Source organism: Psychrobacter maritimus, from assembly GCF_904846345.1.
Taxonomy (GTDB): Bacteria; Pseudomonadota; Gammaproteobacteria; order Pseudomonadales; family Moraxellaceae; genus Psychrobacter; species Psychrobacter maritimus.
In genome coordinates, this window is the sequence record NZ_CAJHAJ010000001.1 from 92,716 (window position 1) to 109,615 (window position 16,900).

Sequence of the window (16,900 nt, forward strand, 5' to 3'; positions counted from 1 at the left end):
ATCTAATTCGATAATGAATGAGCTTTACAACAATGCACGACCGCTGATCGCTTATAAATACTGATATTTCATACAAATCTTTTTTTTAAGAATATAATAGCTTCACATCGACGTAGCGTTTAATAATACTTAGCATTATTAAACGCCTTTTGTCATATACAGGCTATTGCGCACTTTTCCTCCTCGCTACTCCTCTTTCATATTTGCCTTTAATATCTGCGTCATTGTTTTTATCAATCATGGTCATAAGTTGCACTCACCATTCAACCACACTTTAATCTTGACTAAATTACTCGGGATTGATTATAATGACTCTATCGTTGCACACATCGGGTAAACCATCTGCTGTTTAATAGCGACAAGACACCACTTAGTCGATAGATGATTTCCCTTAATAGAAGTGTCAATACTATTAAGTATTAAATGCTATTAGCTATTCATAGTTAGCTGCCAATAAACCACTTATGCTTTATAAGTAATTGATGACATAAATGATTGCAAGCGGCACACTTCTAAAAATACGACATGACTAAGATCGTTGTTAAATAAATTTATCCTTAAAAGGTTTGGAGATAATATATGCGTTTGACTACTCGAGGCAGATACGCCGTGACCGCTTTACTTGATTTGGCATTGCAAACCAGCCAACAAGAGAGCGCCGTCTCTTTATCAGACATTGCTAAGCGGCAATCGATATCTATCTCTTATCTTGAACAGTTATTTTCCAAACTGCGTAAACGTGGTTTAGTCACCAGTATTCGCGGTGCAGCAGGCGGCTATCATCTGGCCAAACCACTTGATGAGATTGATGTGATGAGCATCATTTCTGCCGTCGATGAATCTGTGGATGCAATGCAGTGCGGCGGACGCGGCGACTGTCAAAGTGGTACAATGTGCCTAACGCATGATTTGTGGTGCGCTCTATCTAATCATGTTGAACAGTACTTGAAAAATATAACATTAGCGCAATTATTAGACATGGAACACGTGCAGTCAGTCTCAGACCGTCAGCACCTCTCTTTTCCAAAAGAAACTTCTATGAAAGACATCAATACTATTACTCTATCGACCAGCGAGGCAAACCCAGCATGAGCCAACATAACAACCTTATATACTTAGATTATGCCGCCACTACGCCAGTTGCTAAGTCAGTCGCTGCCAAGATGAGCGAATATCTGACAGTAGACGGCATCTTTGGTAACCCAGCATCACGTTCACATGGCTATGGCTGGCAAGCGGAAGAAGCGGTAGAAACGGCTCGCGGGCAAGTGGCTGAAGCGATTAATGCTGACCCACGCGAAATCGTCTTTACCTCGGGTGCGACAGAATCAGATAACTTAGCTATTAAAGGCGCAGCACACTTTTATCAGTCTCGTGGTAAGCATATTATTACCAGTAAAATTGAGCATAAAGCCGTTTTAGATACCTGCCGTGAGCTTGAGCAAGAAGGGTTTGAGATTACCTATCTTGAGCCGCAGCCAAGCACCGGTTTGATTTTACCAGAGCAAGTGAAAGCAGCTTTACGTGACGATACGATTTTAGTATCACTGATGATAGTAAATAATGAGCTTGGTACGATTACCGATGTTGCGGCGATTGGTGAAATCACTCGCGAAGCGGGCGTTATCTTCCACGTCGATGGTGCTCAGTCAGTTGGTAAAGTATTGGTCGATCTTGAAAAGATGAAAATTGACTTAATGAGCTTCTCAGGTCATAAAGCTTACGGTCCTAAAGGTATCGGCGCATTATTCGTCAGTCGTAAACCACGTGTTCGCCTAAAAGCGGAACAACATGGCGGTGGTCATGAGCGCGGTATGCGTTCAGGTACGTTGCCAACGCATCAAATCGTTGGTATCGGTGCCGCATTTGCTTTAGCCAATGAGCGCTATGCAGAAGACCATGCCCACGCGGCAAAGCTACGCCAAAAACTGTGGGACGGTCTACAAGATATCGAAGAGATTTATCTAAACGGTGATTTAGAAAACAGTGTGCCAAATATTGTTAATATCAGCTTTAACTTTGTTGAAGGCGAGTCGCTCATGATGTCGCTAAAAGACTTAGCGGTATCATCAGGTTCAGCCTGTACCTCAGCCACGCTTGAGCCATCATACGTATTGCGTGCTATTGGTCGCCCAGATGAATTGGCGCATAGCTCAATCCGCTTTAGCTTTGGTCGTTATACCACTGAAGAAGACATTGATACAGTTATCAAGCAAATGCATGAAGCGGTTGATAAGCTACGTGCCCTATCACCACTTTGGGATATGTATCAAGAAGGCGTTGATTTAGACTCGGTAGAATGGTCTGAGCATTAATATTTACCAGTAAAACTTTTAATAGTTAAAACGTCTAATGGTTATCAAATATAACCATTAGCTGAACCATTAATTAGATAGTCATACATTTAGTTTTTATAAATACAGTTTTATGAACGACATGTTTGACCCCAATTATCGATGAGTAGACAACCATTTAGCGTTAGTAAGTGACTAATTCAGTTTCATCGTCTAAATGCTTACTCATCATCTAACTAGGAGAAAATCCCATGGCCTATAGTGACCAAGTTATTGATCATTACGAAAACCCACGCAACGTCGGCAATCTTGACAAAAATGCCAAAAACGTTGGTACAGGTATGGTTGGTGCGCCAGCATGTGGCGATGTGATGCGTCTACAAATCCAAGTCGATGATAACGGTATCATCGAAGATGCACGCTTTAAAACCTATGGCTGCGGTTCAGCAATTGCGTCAAGCTCACTCGTCACCGAGTGGCTAAAAGGCAAAAGCTTGGATCAAGCTGGCGAGATTAAAAATATGGACATTGCTGAAGAATTGGCATTGCCACCAGTAAAAGTGCATTGCTCTGTACTTGCAGAAGACGCCATTAAAGCCGCGATTAGCGACTATAAAGGCAAACATAGCGCTGCTGCGGTAACTGAAGAAGCAACCAGCTAATTTAGAGCGTATGCGCTTATTAATGTAATGAGCGTTAGTAGCCATATTTTAGCAGCAATACTTTAATAGCAGTATTTTAGTAAAAGCCATGAGCAGTAACGTTAGAAGCTACTAACGCTAATAAGGTGACAATAACGCTCATGTAATTGTCACCTTTTATTTATTTTTTAACGCTTTATTGGCAATGTATTACTCGCAACGCTTTATTCGTACTAAGCTCTACACAAAATAAGTATTTTGCGTGAATTATTATTATCGATTTTGAGAGTCAATGGGAGTTGGCATGATTGAAATGACAGAACGCGCCGCTCAGCATGTTCGAGATTTTTTGGACAATCGCGGTAAAGGTGAAGGCATTCGAGTGGGTATCCGCACAGCGGGTTGCTCAGGCTTGGCTTATGTCTTAGAGTTTGTTGACACACCTGACGAAAATGACACCCGTTATGAAAGCCTTGGCGTTAATATTTTTATTGACCCTAAAAGTTTGGTCTATTTAGATGGCTTATTGATGGATTATGAAAAAGAAGGTCTTAACGAAGGCTTCAAATTCACCAACCCCAATCAAAAAGGTGAATGTGGCTGCGGTGAATCGTTTACGGTATAAAGACTTAAACGAGAGTGCGCTAAACGATTGACACTCAAGCGATTAGCGCTTAAATACTGAGTTATTAGAAATCACTATTTAAAACAACCATTAAAACAGTAAAGTCCTCACAATAATAAATAGAAATGAAGGCAGACGATATGACAGACATCACCTCAGAAGCACAGTTTGATAACTTCTTTGCCCTATTTGAACAACCTGTACAATTTGCGGTCAATCAAGAACATCTTGATCAGCAGCTGCGTCTGCTACAAAAACGCTATCATCCGGATAACTTATCGGTAGCAAATGATAAAGATGCGGCAGATAGCGCGCAAGCTAAGCAACAATCAGAGCAGGCATCAGCGCTTATTAACCAAGCTTATCAAATGCTAAGTGTGCCCGATAGTCGTGCCAGCTATTTGTTAGATATCGCAGGTCAAGCCCAAAATTTGGAGCATTCTATTGCCGATTTAGACTTCTTAGAAGATGCCATGCAAATGCGTATTGACTTAGATGAGGCGATTGAAGCTAAAGAATTGGCAGCATTGCAGCAGCTACACCCGCAGATTACTGAGCGTTTAGCCAAACAGTCAGAGCGCTTTAACACCGCTTACCAAAACCAAGACTGGCAAACGGCGATTGACGCCACGCAAAAGTTAAAATTCCTAGTCAAGTTAGATGCCGATGTGACCACAGGACTTGATGAAGTCGCGTCTGCTGAGCATTTAGACGATGATGACTTATACGTTTAACGTCATGCTAAGTAGCACTGTTTAACTTTACGAGTGACAAGTTTATATGAGGGTATGGTTAAAATGACTGCTGCTATCCCGTATAATTGCAGACATTAACTGCCTTTTAACTAACATTTTTACCATGGCTTTCTAAGTCCGTATGTTTTTAAACGCCTACGTTTAACTATTTTTGATTATTAATAACAATTAGATTATTAATAGCAATTAGATTATTAATAGCAGTTAATAGTACAGCGGTTAAATGATAGTCGCCCATATATTGCCTTTGTTCCATTTCACTTATTCATTTTATCTTTGAGTTTTCTTATGTCTTTATTGCAAATTGCCGAACCCAATCAAAGTGCCCAACCTCACCAGCATCGTTTTGGTCTAGGAATCGACCTTGGTACCACGCGCTCACTGGTCGCTGTGGTACGCTCAGGCAAGGCGCAAGTTTTGCAAGCAGCGACAACGACAGATACTTTGTTACCGTCTGTGGTCTACTATCCAAGTTCAGGTAATCCAGTGGTTGGCTATGATGCCCTTGCTCACTTAGCAGATGATCCAAAAAATACGATTATCTCGGCTAAGCGCTTTATGGGTCGTAGCCAAGCAGATATTAAATTCTCTCATCCTTATGAGTTAAGTGGCAGCAAAGATGCGATGCCAGCGTTTGTGACGGCGCAAGGGGAAGTATCTCCTGTTGAGGTTTCAGCGCGTATTTTAGCAGCGCTAGAGCAACGTGCCGCAAGTGCCTTGCCCGATGAAAGCATACAGGGTGCGGTGATTACTGTGCCAGCCTATTTCGATGAAGCACAGCGTCAAGCCACTAAAGATGCAGCACAGGCGGCAGGTATCAATGTATTACGCCTATTAAATGAGCCTACCGCTGCGGCAGTCGCTTACGGTCTCGACCAACCTACCGATGACGATACTGAAAACTACTACTTAATCTATGATTTGGGTGGTGGTACTTTTGATGTGTCTATTTTAAAGCTAAGCGATGGCGTATTTGAAGTGTTGGCCACGGGCGGCAATAGTGCGCTTGGCGGTGATGATATTGACCGCTTATTGACCAATTGGCTGATTAAGCAATTAAACATCGACCCCAAAGACGTAAGCTTGCATGACAAATCAATACTCGCGCAACAAGCTAAGCGCTATAAGCAAGCATTGACGGATGCTGAACAAGTCGATATCGACATTGTGGTCAATGAGCAATCTTATAAAGGCGCCTTAAGTCGCAAAGATTTAATAACGATTGCAGAGCCTGTCAGTCGCCGTACGTTGAGCGTCTGCGAGCAAGTACTACGTGATGCCAAGTTATCTGCCGCTGATTTAGATGAAGTGATTTTGGTCGGTGGTTCTACGCGTATGCCAGCAATTCAGCAAGTGGTTGCAGACTTTTTTGCTAAAGAGCCGCTTTGCCGCTTGAATCCAGATGAAGTCGTCGCTTTAGGTGCGGCACAAACTGCGCATCAATTGGTCAATGGCGATAGTGATAATGGCTTGTTATTACTTGATGTGACACCTTTATCGCTCGGCCTTGAGACCATGGGCGGGTTGGTTGAAGTATTGATTCCGCGTAACACCCCTATTCCAGTCAAAAAACGCCAAGTGTTTACCACTTATCAAGATGGTCAAACCGGCATGGTCATCCATGTGGTACAAGGCGAGCGTGAGACGGTCGATAACTGCCGCTCACTTGGACGCTTTGAGCTATACGGTATTCCACCGATGAAAGCAGGCTTTGCACGTATTGAGGTGACCTTTAGTATTGATGCCAACGGACAGCTAACCGTCAGTGCGCAAGAAACCACCACTAAGACTGAAAGTAAAATCGAAATTGTGCCATCTTATGGTCTGTCTGATGAGCAAAAAGAGCAGCTATTGATTGCAGGCTTTAAATACGCTGAAGAAGATAAAAATGCGCGCTCTTTAATTGAGACCAAAGTAGAAGCTGAACGTGAATTATTGGCACTACAATCGGCGCTTAACGAGTTTGCAGCATTAGTGTCAGCTGAAGAGCAGCAGTCATTGGCGCAAACCATGCAAGACCTGCAAAGCGCGCTTAACACTAATGATTTAGCCATTATCGAAGCCAAACAAGCCAAGTTAAAGCCCCACAGTGATGCCTTTGCCGCCCGCATTATGAATCAAAGTGTTAAAGCCAGTATGGCAGGCACCAGTGCCCAAGATTGGTAGCAGATACCATTAATAATATATACGCCTAAGAAAATTACCTAGCAGTTGAACTAGGCTGACCCTTTTTATTTTTTTAATTGATTAGCAGCGGACAAATAACTTATGCCAAAAATTACTATATTACCCCATCATGAAATTTGCCCTGAAGGTACTGAAGTCGAACTAGAGGCAGGCAGCAACTTATGTAAAGCGCTGCTAGAAAAAGGCATCAAGATTGAGCATGCCTGCGAGATGTCAAAAGCTTGTACGACTTGTCATGTGGTGGTCCGTAAAGGTTTTAATAGCTTAGATGAGATGGACGATATCGAAGCCGACTTACTAGACCGCGCTTGGGGTTTGGAACCTGATTCGCGCTTATCGTGTCAGGTCATGCTTGATGATGAAGATTTAACCATCGAGATTCCTAAGTACACCCTAAACCATGCCAAAGAAAACCATTAAATACTTGTAGTGTTTTATGACTTAGCTTGATTATCCAAGCTCATTTAGTTGAAAACACGCTGACAGTAGACTAAAAAGGCCAGTTATTTATCATAACTGGCTTTTTCTATTTTTACTTCTAGTAATCCTGCGTGCAAATTTAACTGTCATGCTATAAACATTCATTTCTACAAATCACTCAAATCGGTTTCATTCTGCGCTTATTAATGACGATTGTTTTCTTGCTTACTTGCCTCTAACATCTCAAGCGCTATCGTCTGCTCTTCTTTTTCAATACGCGCCAGCGCCAGATTTAAGCGATTTCTGATATCCTGATAATCATTGTCTTGCATATCTCTAAAATTCAGATGCAAATTAAAGCCCGGTAAGGTGTGGTCAACCCACTTTGATAACTGACCTTTATTCTCGTCAGGATCAAGTACTTGCCAAGCGTTTATTTTTTTATCAAAACCTTTAAGCTGAAAAGCACCAGCATATTCGCAGTCGTAATCATGCGAGATATAATCATAGGTACTGTCGCTGATAAATATCTGTCCTTTGCCAGCGACCGCCTCAAGCCTTGATGCTAGGTTGGCTTCTTTACCAATGAGGGTATAGCTTAGGCGGCTATTACTACCAAAGTTACCAACATGACAGTAGCCTGTGGTAATACCGATACGAATATACAAACCCTCAAAGCCCAACAAGCGCCATTTTTGCCGCAAGGTGCGCATCTCACGGCGCATATCTATGGCCATTGCCACGCAGTCTAGTGCATCTTGACGCGGTCCGCGGCTGTTTGGTTCGCCAAAAAAACACACCATACCATCGCCAATAAACTTATCCAATACCGCGCCATGCTTATTGGCAATTAAGGTCATACAGTGCATATAGGTATTTAAGATATCAGCCAAATTGTCTGCGCTCAAACTCTCAGACAGTTCGGTAAAGCCGACAATATCTGAAAACATAATCGTCAGCTTGGCACGTTTATTATCGACATTAACGGGACTGTCAGATTTTACAATTGGCTCCCAGACTTGCAGCGGCACAAAGCGGGTTAACTTATTAATCACAGATACCATGGTATTTAGACGCCCAACCGCTTGCTGCGCTCGTGCTTCATAGTTTATATAGTCATGATAAACGTGGCGAAAATGGCACAATAGCACAAGCATACTGGCCAATAAGATAACGGGGGTAATCAAGCCTTCGTGGCAATCTATCTGAGCGCTACTTAAGGTGACACTCACATAATAAAAAATGATGACAGTGACTACGGAAACCGCTATGAGTTTTAGATGGTTTTCCGGACTGCTAAGAATAACTCGCAAGCCGATGAGCGCCGATAAGCTGAGCGAGATAATTGGGCAAAACTGTATCGAGCCGATGACCGCCGATAATAAGATAATAACAATGTTCGAGGTCCAAAAACTGGTTTGGCGACGATAGTTATAAATTAAAAGCATTAAGCTCGGCAGACAGACGATGACCACCAGCGCCATTGAAGTCGGACTAAAATTAAAATGTACAGCGAGTAATATAACCGTCAGTATTAAAACGTAGATTTCCGGATAGTCAAAGCGATAGGCATTGCTATTACCATCCTGTAGCGGAATCTTTGCGCTTGAGGTTTCTAAAAATGCCATGGTCGCTATTCGCCTAAAGAAAAACCATCAGAAATTTTAATGAACATTAAAATAACGCTCATATTATCATTGAGGTTTTAGGTAGCCCTTATTAAGCAGCCCCTATTTCGTGATAAAAGATTGATCACTAACGCTCATCTTTATAAACCACTGATAATATAATTAGATAGTAAATCTATACATTATACTGCTTTATTGCCATAGCACCTAGGTCACTGGTAGGAAAAAGTATACCACTTATCGCTCATTTGCCTAAAAAGCTCTTTAAATCCAAAGCTTAGTAGCTCTGGTTTGAATTAACATTCTTAAAAGACACAAGAATACATAGCAAGAAATAAAGACCAAAAAGCCAGATAACTACTATCTGGCTTTTCTATACATAAAGATTAAGTGGAAAGTGAATTTATAAAAACATAATAAAATTTATTACTGAACGATAAAGCTATTAGAAACGCCTGAATACGGCTTTATTTTACGTGTCCAACCACTTTTCCAATCGCCTTGATGGGTCAATCGATACGTACCCGCTGGGGTGTCAGTGCTGATTCGCCAATCGATAATAGCTTTACTATAAGCTGCCCCTTCACGCTTCCAAGTATAGGTGGTCTCAAAGTCGCTATCACTCAGATAATCGACCCACTGGCCATTCTCAAAACGCTGCACCTTTAAAAAACTGTCTTCGGTCCGTAGATTGTTTTTAGGATGAGCACCGCGGAATACCGCCGTAGCAACCTGACCTTTTTGATAACTGGCTTTAGGCTGAGTGAGCGTTTGTCCCCAAGCTTGTTTTAAAGGCTTATCATCAAATACCACACCCGGACGCTCATTAAATGACTTAGCTGAGCGATCAGGCGGTGTGGCACTGTCATAAACCTCTATGCCATCCCGTAGCGCTTCGGCCAATTGGGTATATTCTTGTATATAAGCAGCTGTTTGATAAGGGCCATATTCAGTAGATGCCCCTTCGTAATGTTGGGTGGCGAACTCTTCACGCGTGCTCAAATAGCCGCTATAGTTATTGGCCAAGCCATTAATGATAACGGTATCTACGCCTGAATCCTTTAGCTGCGCCAGCACGGCAGCGCGCATCCGTCGCCCGACCATGGTCGTCGGCTCACCAGGAATAGCAACGATGGCGATATTACCGATACGCATGAGCTGAACGGGTTGCTCAGTATTAATCCAGCCCCAACTGCCAGTCGGTAATAACACCTGTTTTTCAGCCTGACACTCATCTTGGCTGACGGTTGAAACAATACCAAAGGCGCCGCGCGTCAAACTTCCTAGGAAAGATTGGTCTACTTTATTAATATCATCATTAATGCGGAAGTTTTCTCGTGTCATGCCCTCATACATACCCGGTATGTTCGATGGGCCATTCTCGCCGCCAGCAGCAAACGAGTAACCGCGGGCTGGCATACATAAGACTTTATTGCCTGCGCCATTGGTGAATTTACCATCGACTTGATAGCCCTTTAAATTGACCCAACGGGCGCGTACGTCTACTGGCCCAGCAACCGGCACACCTTGATTCCAAAGCTCAACCGCCTTATCAAGCTGCAGTTGTCCATCACGCCTGACATTTTCCCACTCATTATCACTGCCTTGATAGCCAGGTTTTGAGTTGGCATTACCACCTGCGGCTAATACATCACCTTCATCAGCATTGGCAAAAGCTGCAACAAAGGGCTTATCTGCATTTCCACCGAAAATCTTTTCAGCACCGCGCTGGGCAAAACCTTTATTATCAGCGCTGAGATGCATAAACTGATTACTAAAGCTGGTCGGATGCAAGGCAAACCAATTAATCAGACCTACTGGCGTGCCATCGGCAGCATTTAGGCGCAGCTGAGTCATGGTTTCATTAACATTACTATCAAAGTCTTTTGCATCGGCATTATTGTTATAGGCAAATTCTGAGCGATTAAGTGTCGCACCTTTTAGCTCGCCTTGCGCCAAAGATAGCGTCCCCGGTGTCAAAGTGTCATGAGCACGCTTAATCGAGGTGACAATCCCATTGACGATAGCATTGAAGTTTTGGCTGCTATAGCCTGATAGCGTGTCGTCGGTACTGGCAATTTGATATAACTGTTGATGCGAGTAGCCAGCATTGCCGACGTGAGTGTGAGTAGCAGTAAGCATGACATTATCATCATTATATAATTCGCCATAATCTGCTTTTAAGCGCTTGATGACCTCAAGCTTTACCGCGGTGAACATCGCGCCCATATCTGCTGAGACATAAACGACGCGTTTACCTTGATTTTGACTATTCGTATCCTCTCCTATAATAAAGGCATGAGAATATAAGCGGTCATTAATACCTTGCACAACCTGCCCAGAGGCATAACCAAACATACCGGTTTCGGCAGCCGCACCGGTGATATCTGCCTTACCACTACCAACGAGATACTGACTTGTCGGCATTGCTCTCATAGACATCGCAGAAGCGCTACGATTTAACGTAACAGAGCTGTCTGATGAGGAGGTTATATTTTCGGTAATGGTTTGCCCTGAATCAGACGGGACTGAATCGGACTGCACGGATGCCGACTGTATTGAGTCAGCCTGTACTAAAGCTGACCCCGTTGAATCTGTCTCGCAGGCAGTTAAACCGAGAGCGACGGTACAAATAGAGATGAGTAACATAGAAGGTCGTAATAATGGAGGTGCAATAGAGGAAGTAGCCATTTGTTATCCTTAACATAGAGTGAAATCTTAGACTGAAAGCTTCCAATCTAAGATTAAGTACCTCGAAGCGTTTTAAATGCGTTAAATCAAGCATACTGATTAATACGCAAAAAACGGCTGCGAGTAGATAAGTTGGCTATATCCATTTAACCAACCCACTCTCTAATATAATGAATAACAGACAAATGTAAAACACTTTATGGTTAAAACCACTTAAACCATCATTAAATCTGGCTTTACACTTTGTTTAAACAAATGTATTTAGATAAAAATCGTTTGGAACAGAACATTTAAATGCAAAATTATAATTAGTTCATTTTAAATTTTACTGCTCAAGTTTTACTGCATTTGCCAATCGAACGGCATTTGATGGTGACCACGTAATGCCATCATCAATGTCTGCTGCATCTGCGCCAATACTTCTTTGGTATAAGGCACAGCTGGCACGCCCCATACTGGATTCGGCCACTGCATGTCGTTTTGATAGCGAACGATATGATGAAAATGTAACTGCGGTACTTGATTGCCGAGTGCTGCCACGTTCATTTTATCGGCTTGGAAGGTCTTGGCCAATTGGCTTGATAACCAGCTCGATTCACGCAAAAACTGCGCTTGGTCAGCCTCAGATAGCTCATATAACTCTTTGATACCTGATACCCGCGGCACCAATATCAACCAAGGAAACTGACAATCATTGATTAAACGACAGGTCGATAATGGGAAATCACCCACTAAAAAACTATCAGCAGCAAGCTTATGATGAAGTTGGAACATAATGACGGTTCTCTTGTTATGACGCTTAGATAAAAGGAATGGAAATCTAGAAAAGCAGAATTTAATTTACTAAAAAATAATACGCTTAAAAACATTGTGCTATAAAAAATAGTAGGCTAAATATAGGGTGTCGCTATTTTATCAGTTATCCAACCGATAAAATAGCGCCATGACTGATTGTCTTAGAATGCAACATTGACCTTATTTAAATTATTTAGCGAATCTGTTCAGTTTAAAAATATAAATCAATGAAGCTAAGCTGACTCTGCCACCATATGCTCACTAAAATAGCGTAACAGCTCTTGAATTGAGCTGACGCGCTGCTGCGGGGTTGCCAGTTTATCGGCATCCTGATAACGAATGCCAGAGGCACCATTCATACGATAGCGCTGCCCATTGCTCTGAATCAATTTAATAATCGCTAAGGCATCGACCGGCGTATCAGGTGCAAATTCTAACGTCATGCTATTACTATTGGCATCAATCTTATTAATCTTTAGCGGCTCAGCTTGTATACGCAGTCCGTGAATGGCGAATAACTGCTTGGTTTGATCGGGTAATACACCAAAACGGTCGATCATTTCGGTACGGATATCGGTCAATGCCTCTTTATCATCGGCATTACTGATGCGTTTATAAAATAATAAGCGCTGATGCACATCGTGTAAATAATCTTCTGGTATCAACGCCGAGCTATGCAGGTTAATCTCACTAGTTAACGATAAAGGTGTGCTTAAATCAGGCTCTTTACCAGCTTTAATCGCTTTTGTCGCTCGCTCTAGCATATCCATATATAAGCTAAAGCCAATCGCCTGCATATTACCACTTTGCTGCTTACCAAGTATCTCACCAGCACCGCGAATCTCTAAATCCTCACTTGCCAGCATAAAGCCTGCGCCCAGTGTATTAGCGCGCTCAATCGCATGTAAGCGGCGCTTAGCATCGCCTTTAAGACCTTTGATAGAAGGTACTAGCAGATAACAATAAGCCTGGTGATGACTACGGCCAACACGACCACGTAGCTGATGCAATTGCGCCAAGCCAAACTTATCGGCGCGCTCAATGATAATGGTATTGGCATTGGGTACATCGATACCGGTTTCGATAATGGTCGAACAGACTAGCACGTTGAACTTTTTATGATAAAACTGCTGCATGACTTGTTCAAGTTGGCGCTCTTGCATTTGTCCATGAGCAACCCCTACTCGCGCCTCAGGAACCAGCTCACGTATGGTTTCTGCCATACGCTCAATGCTTGCCACGTCATTATGCAATAAATAAACTTGCCCGCCACGCAGTAGCTCACGCAAGATAGCCTCTTTCATTAGGGCTTCTGTTTTTTGCATGACAAAGGTTTTAATAGCCAAACGACGTGCCGGTGGCGTGGCAATAATCGACATATCACGCATACCCGAGAGCGCCATATTAAGCGTTCTAGGGATGGGCGTCGCAGTCATCGACATACTATCCACATCGGTCTGAATCGCCTTAATACGCTCTTTATGACGCACGCCAAAGCGATGCTCTTCATCGACAATCATCAAACCTAAATTAGAAAATTTCACATCAGGCTGTAATAGTTTATGCGTACCGATAACGATATCAACCTTGCCAGCTGCTAAATCAGCCAATACCGTCTCTTGATGTTTTTTGCCACCGAAGCGCGATAGCGTTTCGATACGCACTGGCCAATCAGCAAAACGGTCGCGGAAATTATCTTCATGCTGACCGGCTAGCAAGGTTGTCGGCACCAATACTGCCACTTGATAGCCCGCACTAACCGCGATAAACGCCGCGCGCATAGCCACTTCAGTTTTACCAAAGCCGACATCACCGCAGATAAGGCGATCCATCGGCTGGTTCTGTCTCATGTCTTCCATCACCGCATGGATAGCATTGGCTTGATCGGGCGTTTCTTCAAAAGCAAATTGACTGGCAAACAGCTCGTACTGTGATGAATCTATTTTAAAATGAATACCAACTTTGGCTTCACGACGCGCCTGCATATTAAGTAGCTCAGCCGCCACGTCATGGATTTGCTCGAGGGCTTTTTGCTTGGCTTTATCCCATTTACCGCTGCCAATTTTATGCAATGGCGCAAGCGCAGGATCACCGCCGCTATAACGGTTAATCATCTGTAAATTGGCAACCGGTACATAAATACTGGCATCATCGGCATATTTCAAATGAATAAATTCTTGTTCACCATCGCCGACATCTAGCGTAATCAGCCCGTGATAACGTCCGATACCATGCTCGATATGCACCACTGGGCTACCTTCGGTTATCTCGGTGACACTTTTAACCAAAAACTCTTCTGACACACCGCTTTGACGACGGCGACGCGTTTGCAGCACTTGCCGACCAAATAACTGCGTTTCACTAATTAATACCAAACGTTCAGGAACATAAACCCCGCGCTCAATGGGTGCAACCGTGAGTCCAACCTGTGGCAGCTTTTTAGCATTAAGACCAGTAGGTTTATCCGCTGCTAAAAACGCCTCAAAGCTGTCATAAGCTTTGATATCGATTTTGCTTTTAAACAGCTCGATGAGAATCTCACGGCGACCCGCTGTTTCAGCGACAATCAATACAGGTGTTGCTGTTTGCGCTTGCAGCGCTAAAAATTCTAACAGTTCAGTAAGTGGCTCAGCTTTTTGATGATTGACTGATAATTGCGGCGGCTCTTGCGCACTTAACGTCACCAAGCCTTGCTGCTTACTCGGCACAAGCGGCAGTTGTGGCTGAGAATCCGGCTGCTCTTCAACTTCCAGCAATGATTTGTCTGCTAACAATGACGCATCTTCTAATAACGAAGCATCGCTATCAATTGCAGCGACATCGGTCATGGTAGCCAATTCATTACGCGCACTGAGTATCACCCGTGGATAATGATTGAGGTGCTCGTTTAAAGTATTTGATAATAAATACAATAATTCAGGCGCGACGATGGGTTTATCAATATCATGACGACGTTCTTCATAACGGCGCTGAATCTGTGACCAATAATCTGCCTGTTTTTCGTTAATCAGCTCATCTGTGATAAATAGTGCATCGCTTGGTAAGTAAGCAAATAAACTACTCTCAGCTTCCCAATCCTTTAAGTCAAAAAATAGCGGCTGATAATATTCAAGTCCACTACTGGCGATACCCGCCATGACATCTTTGTGCAGTTCAAACTTACGGCTGCTGGTATTAGGGAACATAGCAGCAAAGTTGGTGCGAAACGTCTCCCGCCCTTCATCAAGCGGAAACTCTTTTGCTGGTAGTATTTGAAACTGCTTAATGGGCTTTGAGATATCTGGCAGTTTATGCAGTAGCGACAATGACTCTTTACCCATGCTGCTATCGTTGCCGCTCATCATGGTTTTGAGGTCATCGACGGTCAGTGTACGCTGGGTTTGCGGGTTAAAAAAGCGGATGGTTTCAATTTCATCGTCAAACAAATCTAGGCGTAGCGGAAACGGCTGACCCATGGCAAAGATGTCAATGATGCTACCGCGTACGGCAAATTCGCCCGGCTCAAAGACGTTCTCAACGGCGCGATAGCCTGCCTTTGCCAGTAAGCCACGTTGGGTATTGATATCGAATCTATCACCGACACTCAAATCAAAATGCTGACCTATCAGCCAGCTTGGCGGTGCGACCCGATGCATGAGTGCCTGTACCGAGATGAGCAGCACGCCTGACGTTGGCATATCGGTTAATAGATTGATACGTTCGCTGACGATATCTTGATGCGGTGACAGCTCATCATAGGTCAATGTCTCCCAATCAGGGAATACATAAGCATCGACGCCGCAAAATGCCAATTCTGTTTCTATCTGATTAAGCTGGTTTTGGTCACGCGTTACCACAACCTTTAGACGGTCGGCAACATTCCATAGCGATGTTTGCACCAGACTTGCCAGCCACAAACTACTGACTGCCCCATGCACAGGTGCCAGCCAACGGCGCTGGGCATTCTGGATAGGAAACAACTGCTGGTTAATCGGTTCAAAGGCGTCAGTCAAAGCAGTGATAGGCATAAAGAATAGGGTCAACGTTAAGAGTCAGAAAGCTATTATACGAATATTTCAGCAATTACCAAAATTTATGCCGTAACGGTTTGTCACTTAGCATTCTTATGAAAAAACCAATAGCCAAATAGTTGATAAAACTTATATTCGTATATAAAGACAGGATGAGTAAATGTAAAAACCTCAACGGTTAAGCTGAGGTTTTTGAGTTATATGCATTAAGCTGTTTTTAAATTATAAGCTGTTTTTAAATTATAAGCTGTTTTTAAATTATAAGCTGTTTTTAAATTAATGGTTTGTCGCTAGCGATAATGCCGTTATTGTCTGCATAAACAAACATACCAGAATTTAACGTTAAATCACCAAAGCTGATTTCAAGATCGGTTTGACCTTCGTCACGGCGGTTTGATTTACGCGGGATACAGCCGAGCGCCATAACACCGATGTCCATTGCTGCCATATCATCAACATCACGCACGCAGCCATAAACCACAACCCCCGCCCAGCCATTATCAATCGCTGATTGCGCAATCATATCGCCGAGCAACGCGCAACGCATCGAACCACCGCCGTCAACGACCAATACTTTGCCATTACCGTCTTTATCTTTGCCATCGCTGTTTAATAACGATTTTACGCGGCTATTGTCTTCAAAGCATTTCACCGTCACGATTTCACCGCAAAATCTGTCTTTGCCACCAAAGCTATAAAAAGACTTGCCTTCGATATTAGGCAAACATACCTGTGATTCAGGATTGGCATCCAATAAATCACAAGTCACAAAGTTCTCTTTATTCATGGTCGATTCTGACATGTCTGACGCTCCTTGTTGTGTATGATTAAATTATTTATGTTAAATCATTTAT

Annotated in this window: 12 protein-coding genes; 7 read left to right on the forward strand and 5 right to left on the reverse strand. The window is 43.1% G+C overall.

Annotated features, from left to right (window positions below; translation table 11 throughout):
* The first annotated feature begins 579 nt into the window (after positions 1-579).
* The 7 genes from JMX50_RS00345 to fdx all read left to right on the forward strand — a co-directional run bounded on the left by JMX50_RS00345 (position 580) and on the right by fdx (position 6,922).
* Positions 580-1,092, forward strand: coding sequence for an Rrf2 family transcriptional regulator (locus tag JMX50_RS00345; protein ID WP_201565956.1), 513 nt, complete (start codon positions 580-582; stop codon positions 1,090-1,092).
* Positions 1,089-2,315, forward strand: coding sequence for an IscS subfamily cysteine desulfurase (locus JMX50_RS00350; protein WP_201565954.1), 1,227 nt, complete (start codon positions 1,089-1,091; stop codon positions 2,313-2,315). Before JMX50_RS00345 ends, JMX50_RS00350 begins: the two co-directional genes overlap by 4 nt.
* Positions 2,316-2,545: 230 nt before the next feature.
* Complete coding sequence (gene iscU, locus JMX50_RS00355) at positions 2,546-2,956, forward strand: Fe-S cluster assembly scaffold IscU (RefSeq protein WP_183620927.1); 411 nt, start codon at positions 2,546-2,548, stop codon at positions 2,954-2,956.
* A gap of 283 nt (positions 2,957-3,239) precedes the next feature.
* A complete protein-coding gene (iscA, locus tag JMX50_RS00360) occupies positions 3,240-3,560 on the forward strand; it encodes an iron-sulfur cluster assembly protein IscA (RefSeq protein WP_149489769.1) in 321 nt (106 codons plus the stop codon).
* 140 nt (positions 3,561-3,700) lie between these two features.
* On the forward strand, positions 3,701-4,294 hold the full coding sequence (gene hscB, locus JMX50_RS00365; RefSeq protein ID WP_201628025.1) for a Fe-S protein assembly co-chaperone HscB: 594 nt from the start codon (positions 3,701-3,703) through the stop codon (positions 4,292-4,294).
* Between the two features lie 309 nt (positions 4,295-4,603).
* Positions 4,604-6,481 (forward strand): Fe-S protein assembly chaperone HscA, encoded by a 1,878-nt coding sequence (hscA, locus tag JMX50_RS00370; RefSeq protein ID WP_201628026.1) that lies wholly within the window; start codon positions 4,604-4,606, stop codon positions 6,479-6,481.
* 102 nt (positions 6,482-6,583) lie between these two features.
* Positions 6,584-6,922, forward strand: coding sequence for an ISC system 2Fe-2S type ferredoxin (fdx, locus tag JMX50_RS00375; RefSeq protein WP_201565424.1), 339 nt, complete (start codon positions 6,584-6,586; stop codon positions 6,920-6,922).
* A 203-nt stretch (positions 6,923-7,125) separates the two neighbouring features.
* On the opposite strand, the gene JMX50_RS00380 is transcribed toward fdx, so the two are convergent.
* The 5 genes from JMX50_RS00380 to rraA all read right to left on the reverse strand — a co-directional run bounded on the left by JMX50_RS00380 (position 7,126) and on the right by rraA (position 16,833).
* A complete protein-coding gene (locus tag JMX50_RS00380) occupies positions 7,126-8,550 on the reverse strand; it encodes an adenylate/guanylate cyclase domain-containing protein (protein WP_201628027.1) in 1,425 nt (474 codons plus the stop codon).
* A gap of 426 nt (positions 8,551-8,976) precedes the next feature.
* Positions 8,977-11,241, reverse strand: a complete 2,265-nt coding sequence (locus tag JMX50_RS00385) for a neutral/alkaline non-lysosomal ceramidase N-terminal domain-containing protein (RefSeq protein ID WP_227670841.1) — start codon at positions 11,239-11,241, stop codon at positions 8,977-8,979.
* Positions 11,242-11,580: 339 nt separating this feature from the next.
* Positions 11,581-12,015, reverse strand: coding sequence for an HIT domain-containing protein (locus JMX50_RS00390; protein ID WP_075100708.1), 435 nt, complete (start codon positions 12,013-12,015; stop codon positions 11,581-11,583).
* A gap of 254 nt (positions 12,016-12,269) precedes the next feature.
* Entirely contained in the window at positions 12,270-16,043 is a 3,774-nt protein-coding gene (mfd, locus tag JMX50_RS00395; RefSeq protein ID WP_201628028.1) for a transcription-repair coupling factor, read from the reverse strand.
* Positions 16,044-16,317: 274 nt separating this feature from the next.
* On the reverse strand, positions 16,318-16,833 hold the full coding sequence (gene rraA / locus JMX50_RS00400) for a ribonuclease E activity regulator RraA (protein WP_227670523.1): 516 nt from the start codon (positions 16,831-16,833) through the stop codon (positions 16,318-16,320).
* Between the last annotated feature and the right edge of the window lie 67 nt (positions 16,834-16,900).

Bases quoted from the DNA above. Each gene is read 5' to 3' on its own strand.
- JMX50_RS00345 (WP_201565956.1), top strand. From the start codon at position 580: ATGCGTTTGACTACTCGAGGCAGATACGCCGTGACCGCTTTACTTGAT.
- JMX50_RS00350 (WP_201565954.1), top strand. From the start codon at position 1,089: ATGAGCCAACATAACAACCTTATATACTTAGATTATGCCGCCACTACG.
- iscU (WP_183620927.1), top strand. From the start codon at position 2,546: ATGGCCTATAGTGACCAAGTTATTGATCATTACGAAAACCCACGCAAC.
- iscA (WP_149489769.1), top strand. From the start codon at position 3,240: ATGATTGAAATGACAGAACGCGCCGCTCAGCATGTTCGAGATTTTTTG.
- hscB (WP_201628025.1), top strand. From the start codon at position 3,701: ATGACAGACATCACCTCAGAAGCACAGTTTGATAACTTCTTTGCCCTA.
- hscA (WP_201628026.1), top strand. From the start codon at position 4,604: ATGTCTTTATTGCAAATTGCCGAACCCAATCAAAGTGCCCAACCTCAC.
- fdx (WP_201565424.1), top strand. From the start codon at position 6,584: ATGCCAAAAATTACTATATTACCCCATCATGAAATTTGCCCTGAAGGT.
- JMX50_RS00380 (WP_201628027.1), bottom strand. From the start codon at position 8,550: ATGGCATTTTTAGAAACCTCAAGCGCAAAGATTCCGCTACAGGATGGT.
- JMX50_RS00385 (WP_227670841.1), bottom strand. From the start codon at position 11,241: ATGGCTACTTCCTCTATTGCACCTCCATTATTACGACCTTCTATGTTA.
- JMX50_RS00390 (WP_075100708.1), bottom strand. From the start codon at position 12,015: ATGTTCCAACTTCATCATAAGCTTGCTGCTGATAGTTTTTTAGTGGGT.
- mfd (WP_201628028.1), bottom strand. From the start codon at position 16,043: ATGCCTATCACTGCTTTGACTGACGCCTTTGAACCGATTAACCAGCAG.
- rraA (WP_227670523.1), bottom strand. From the start codon at position 16,833: ATGAATAAAGAGAACTTTGTGACTTGTGATTTATTGGATGCCAATCCT.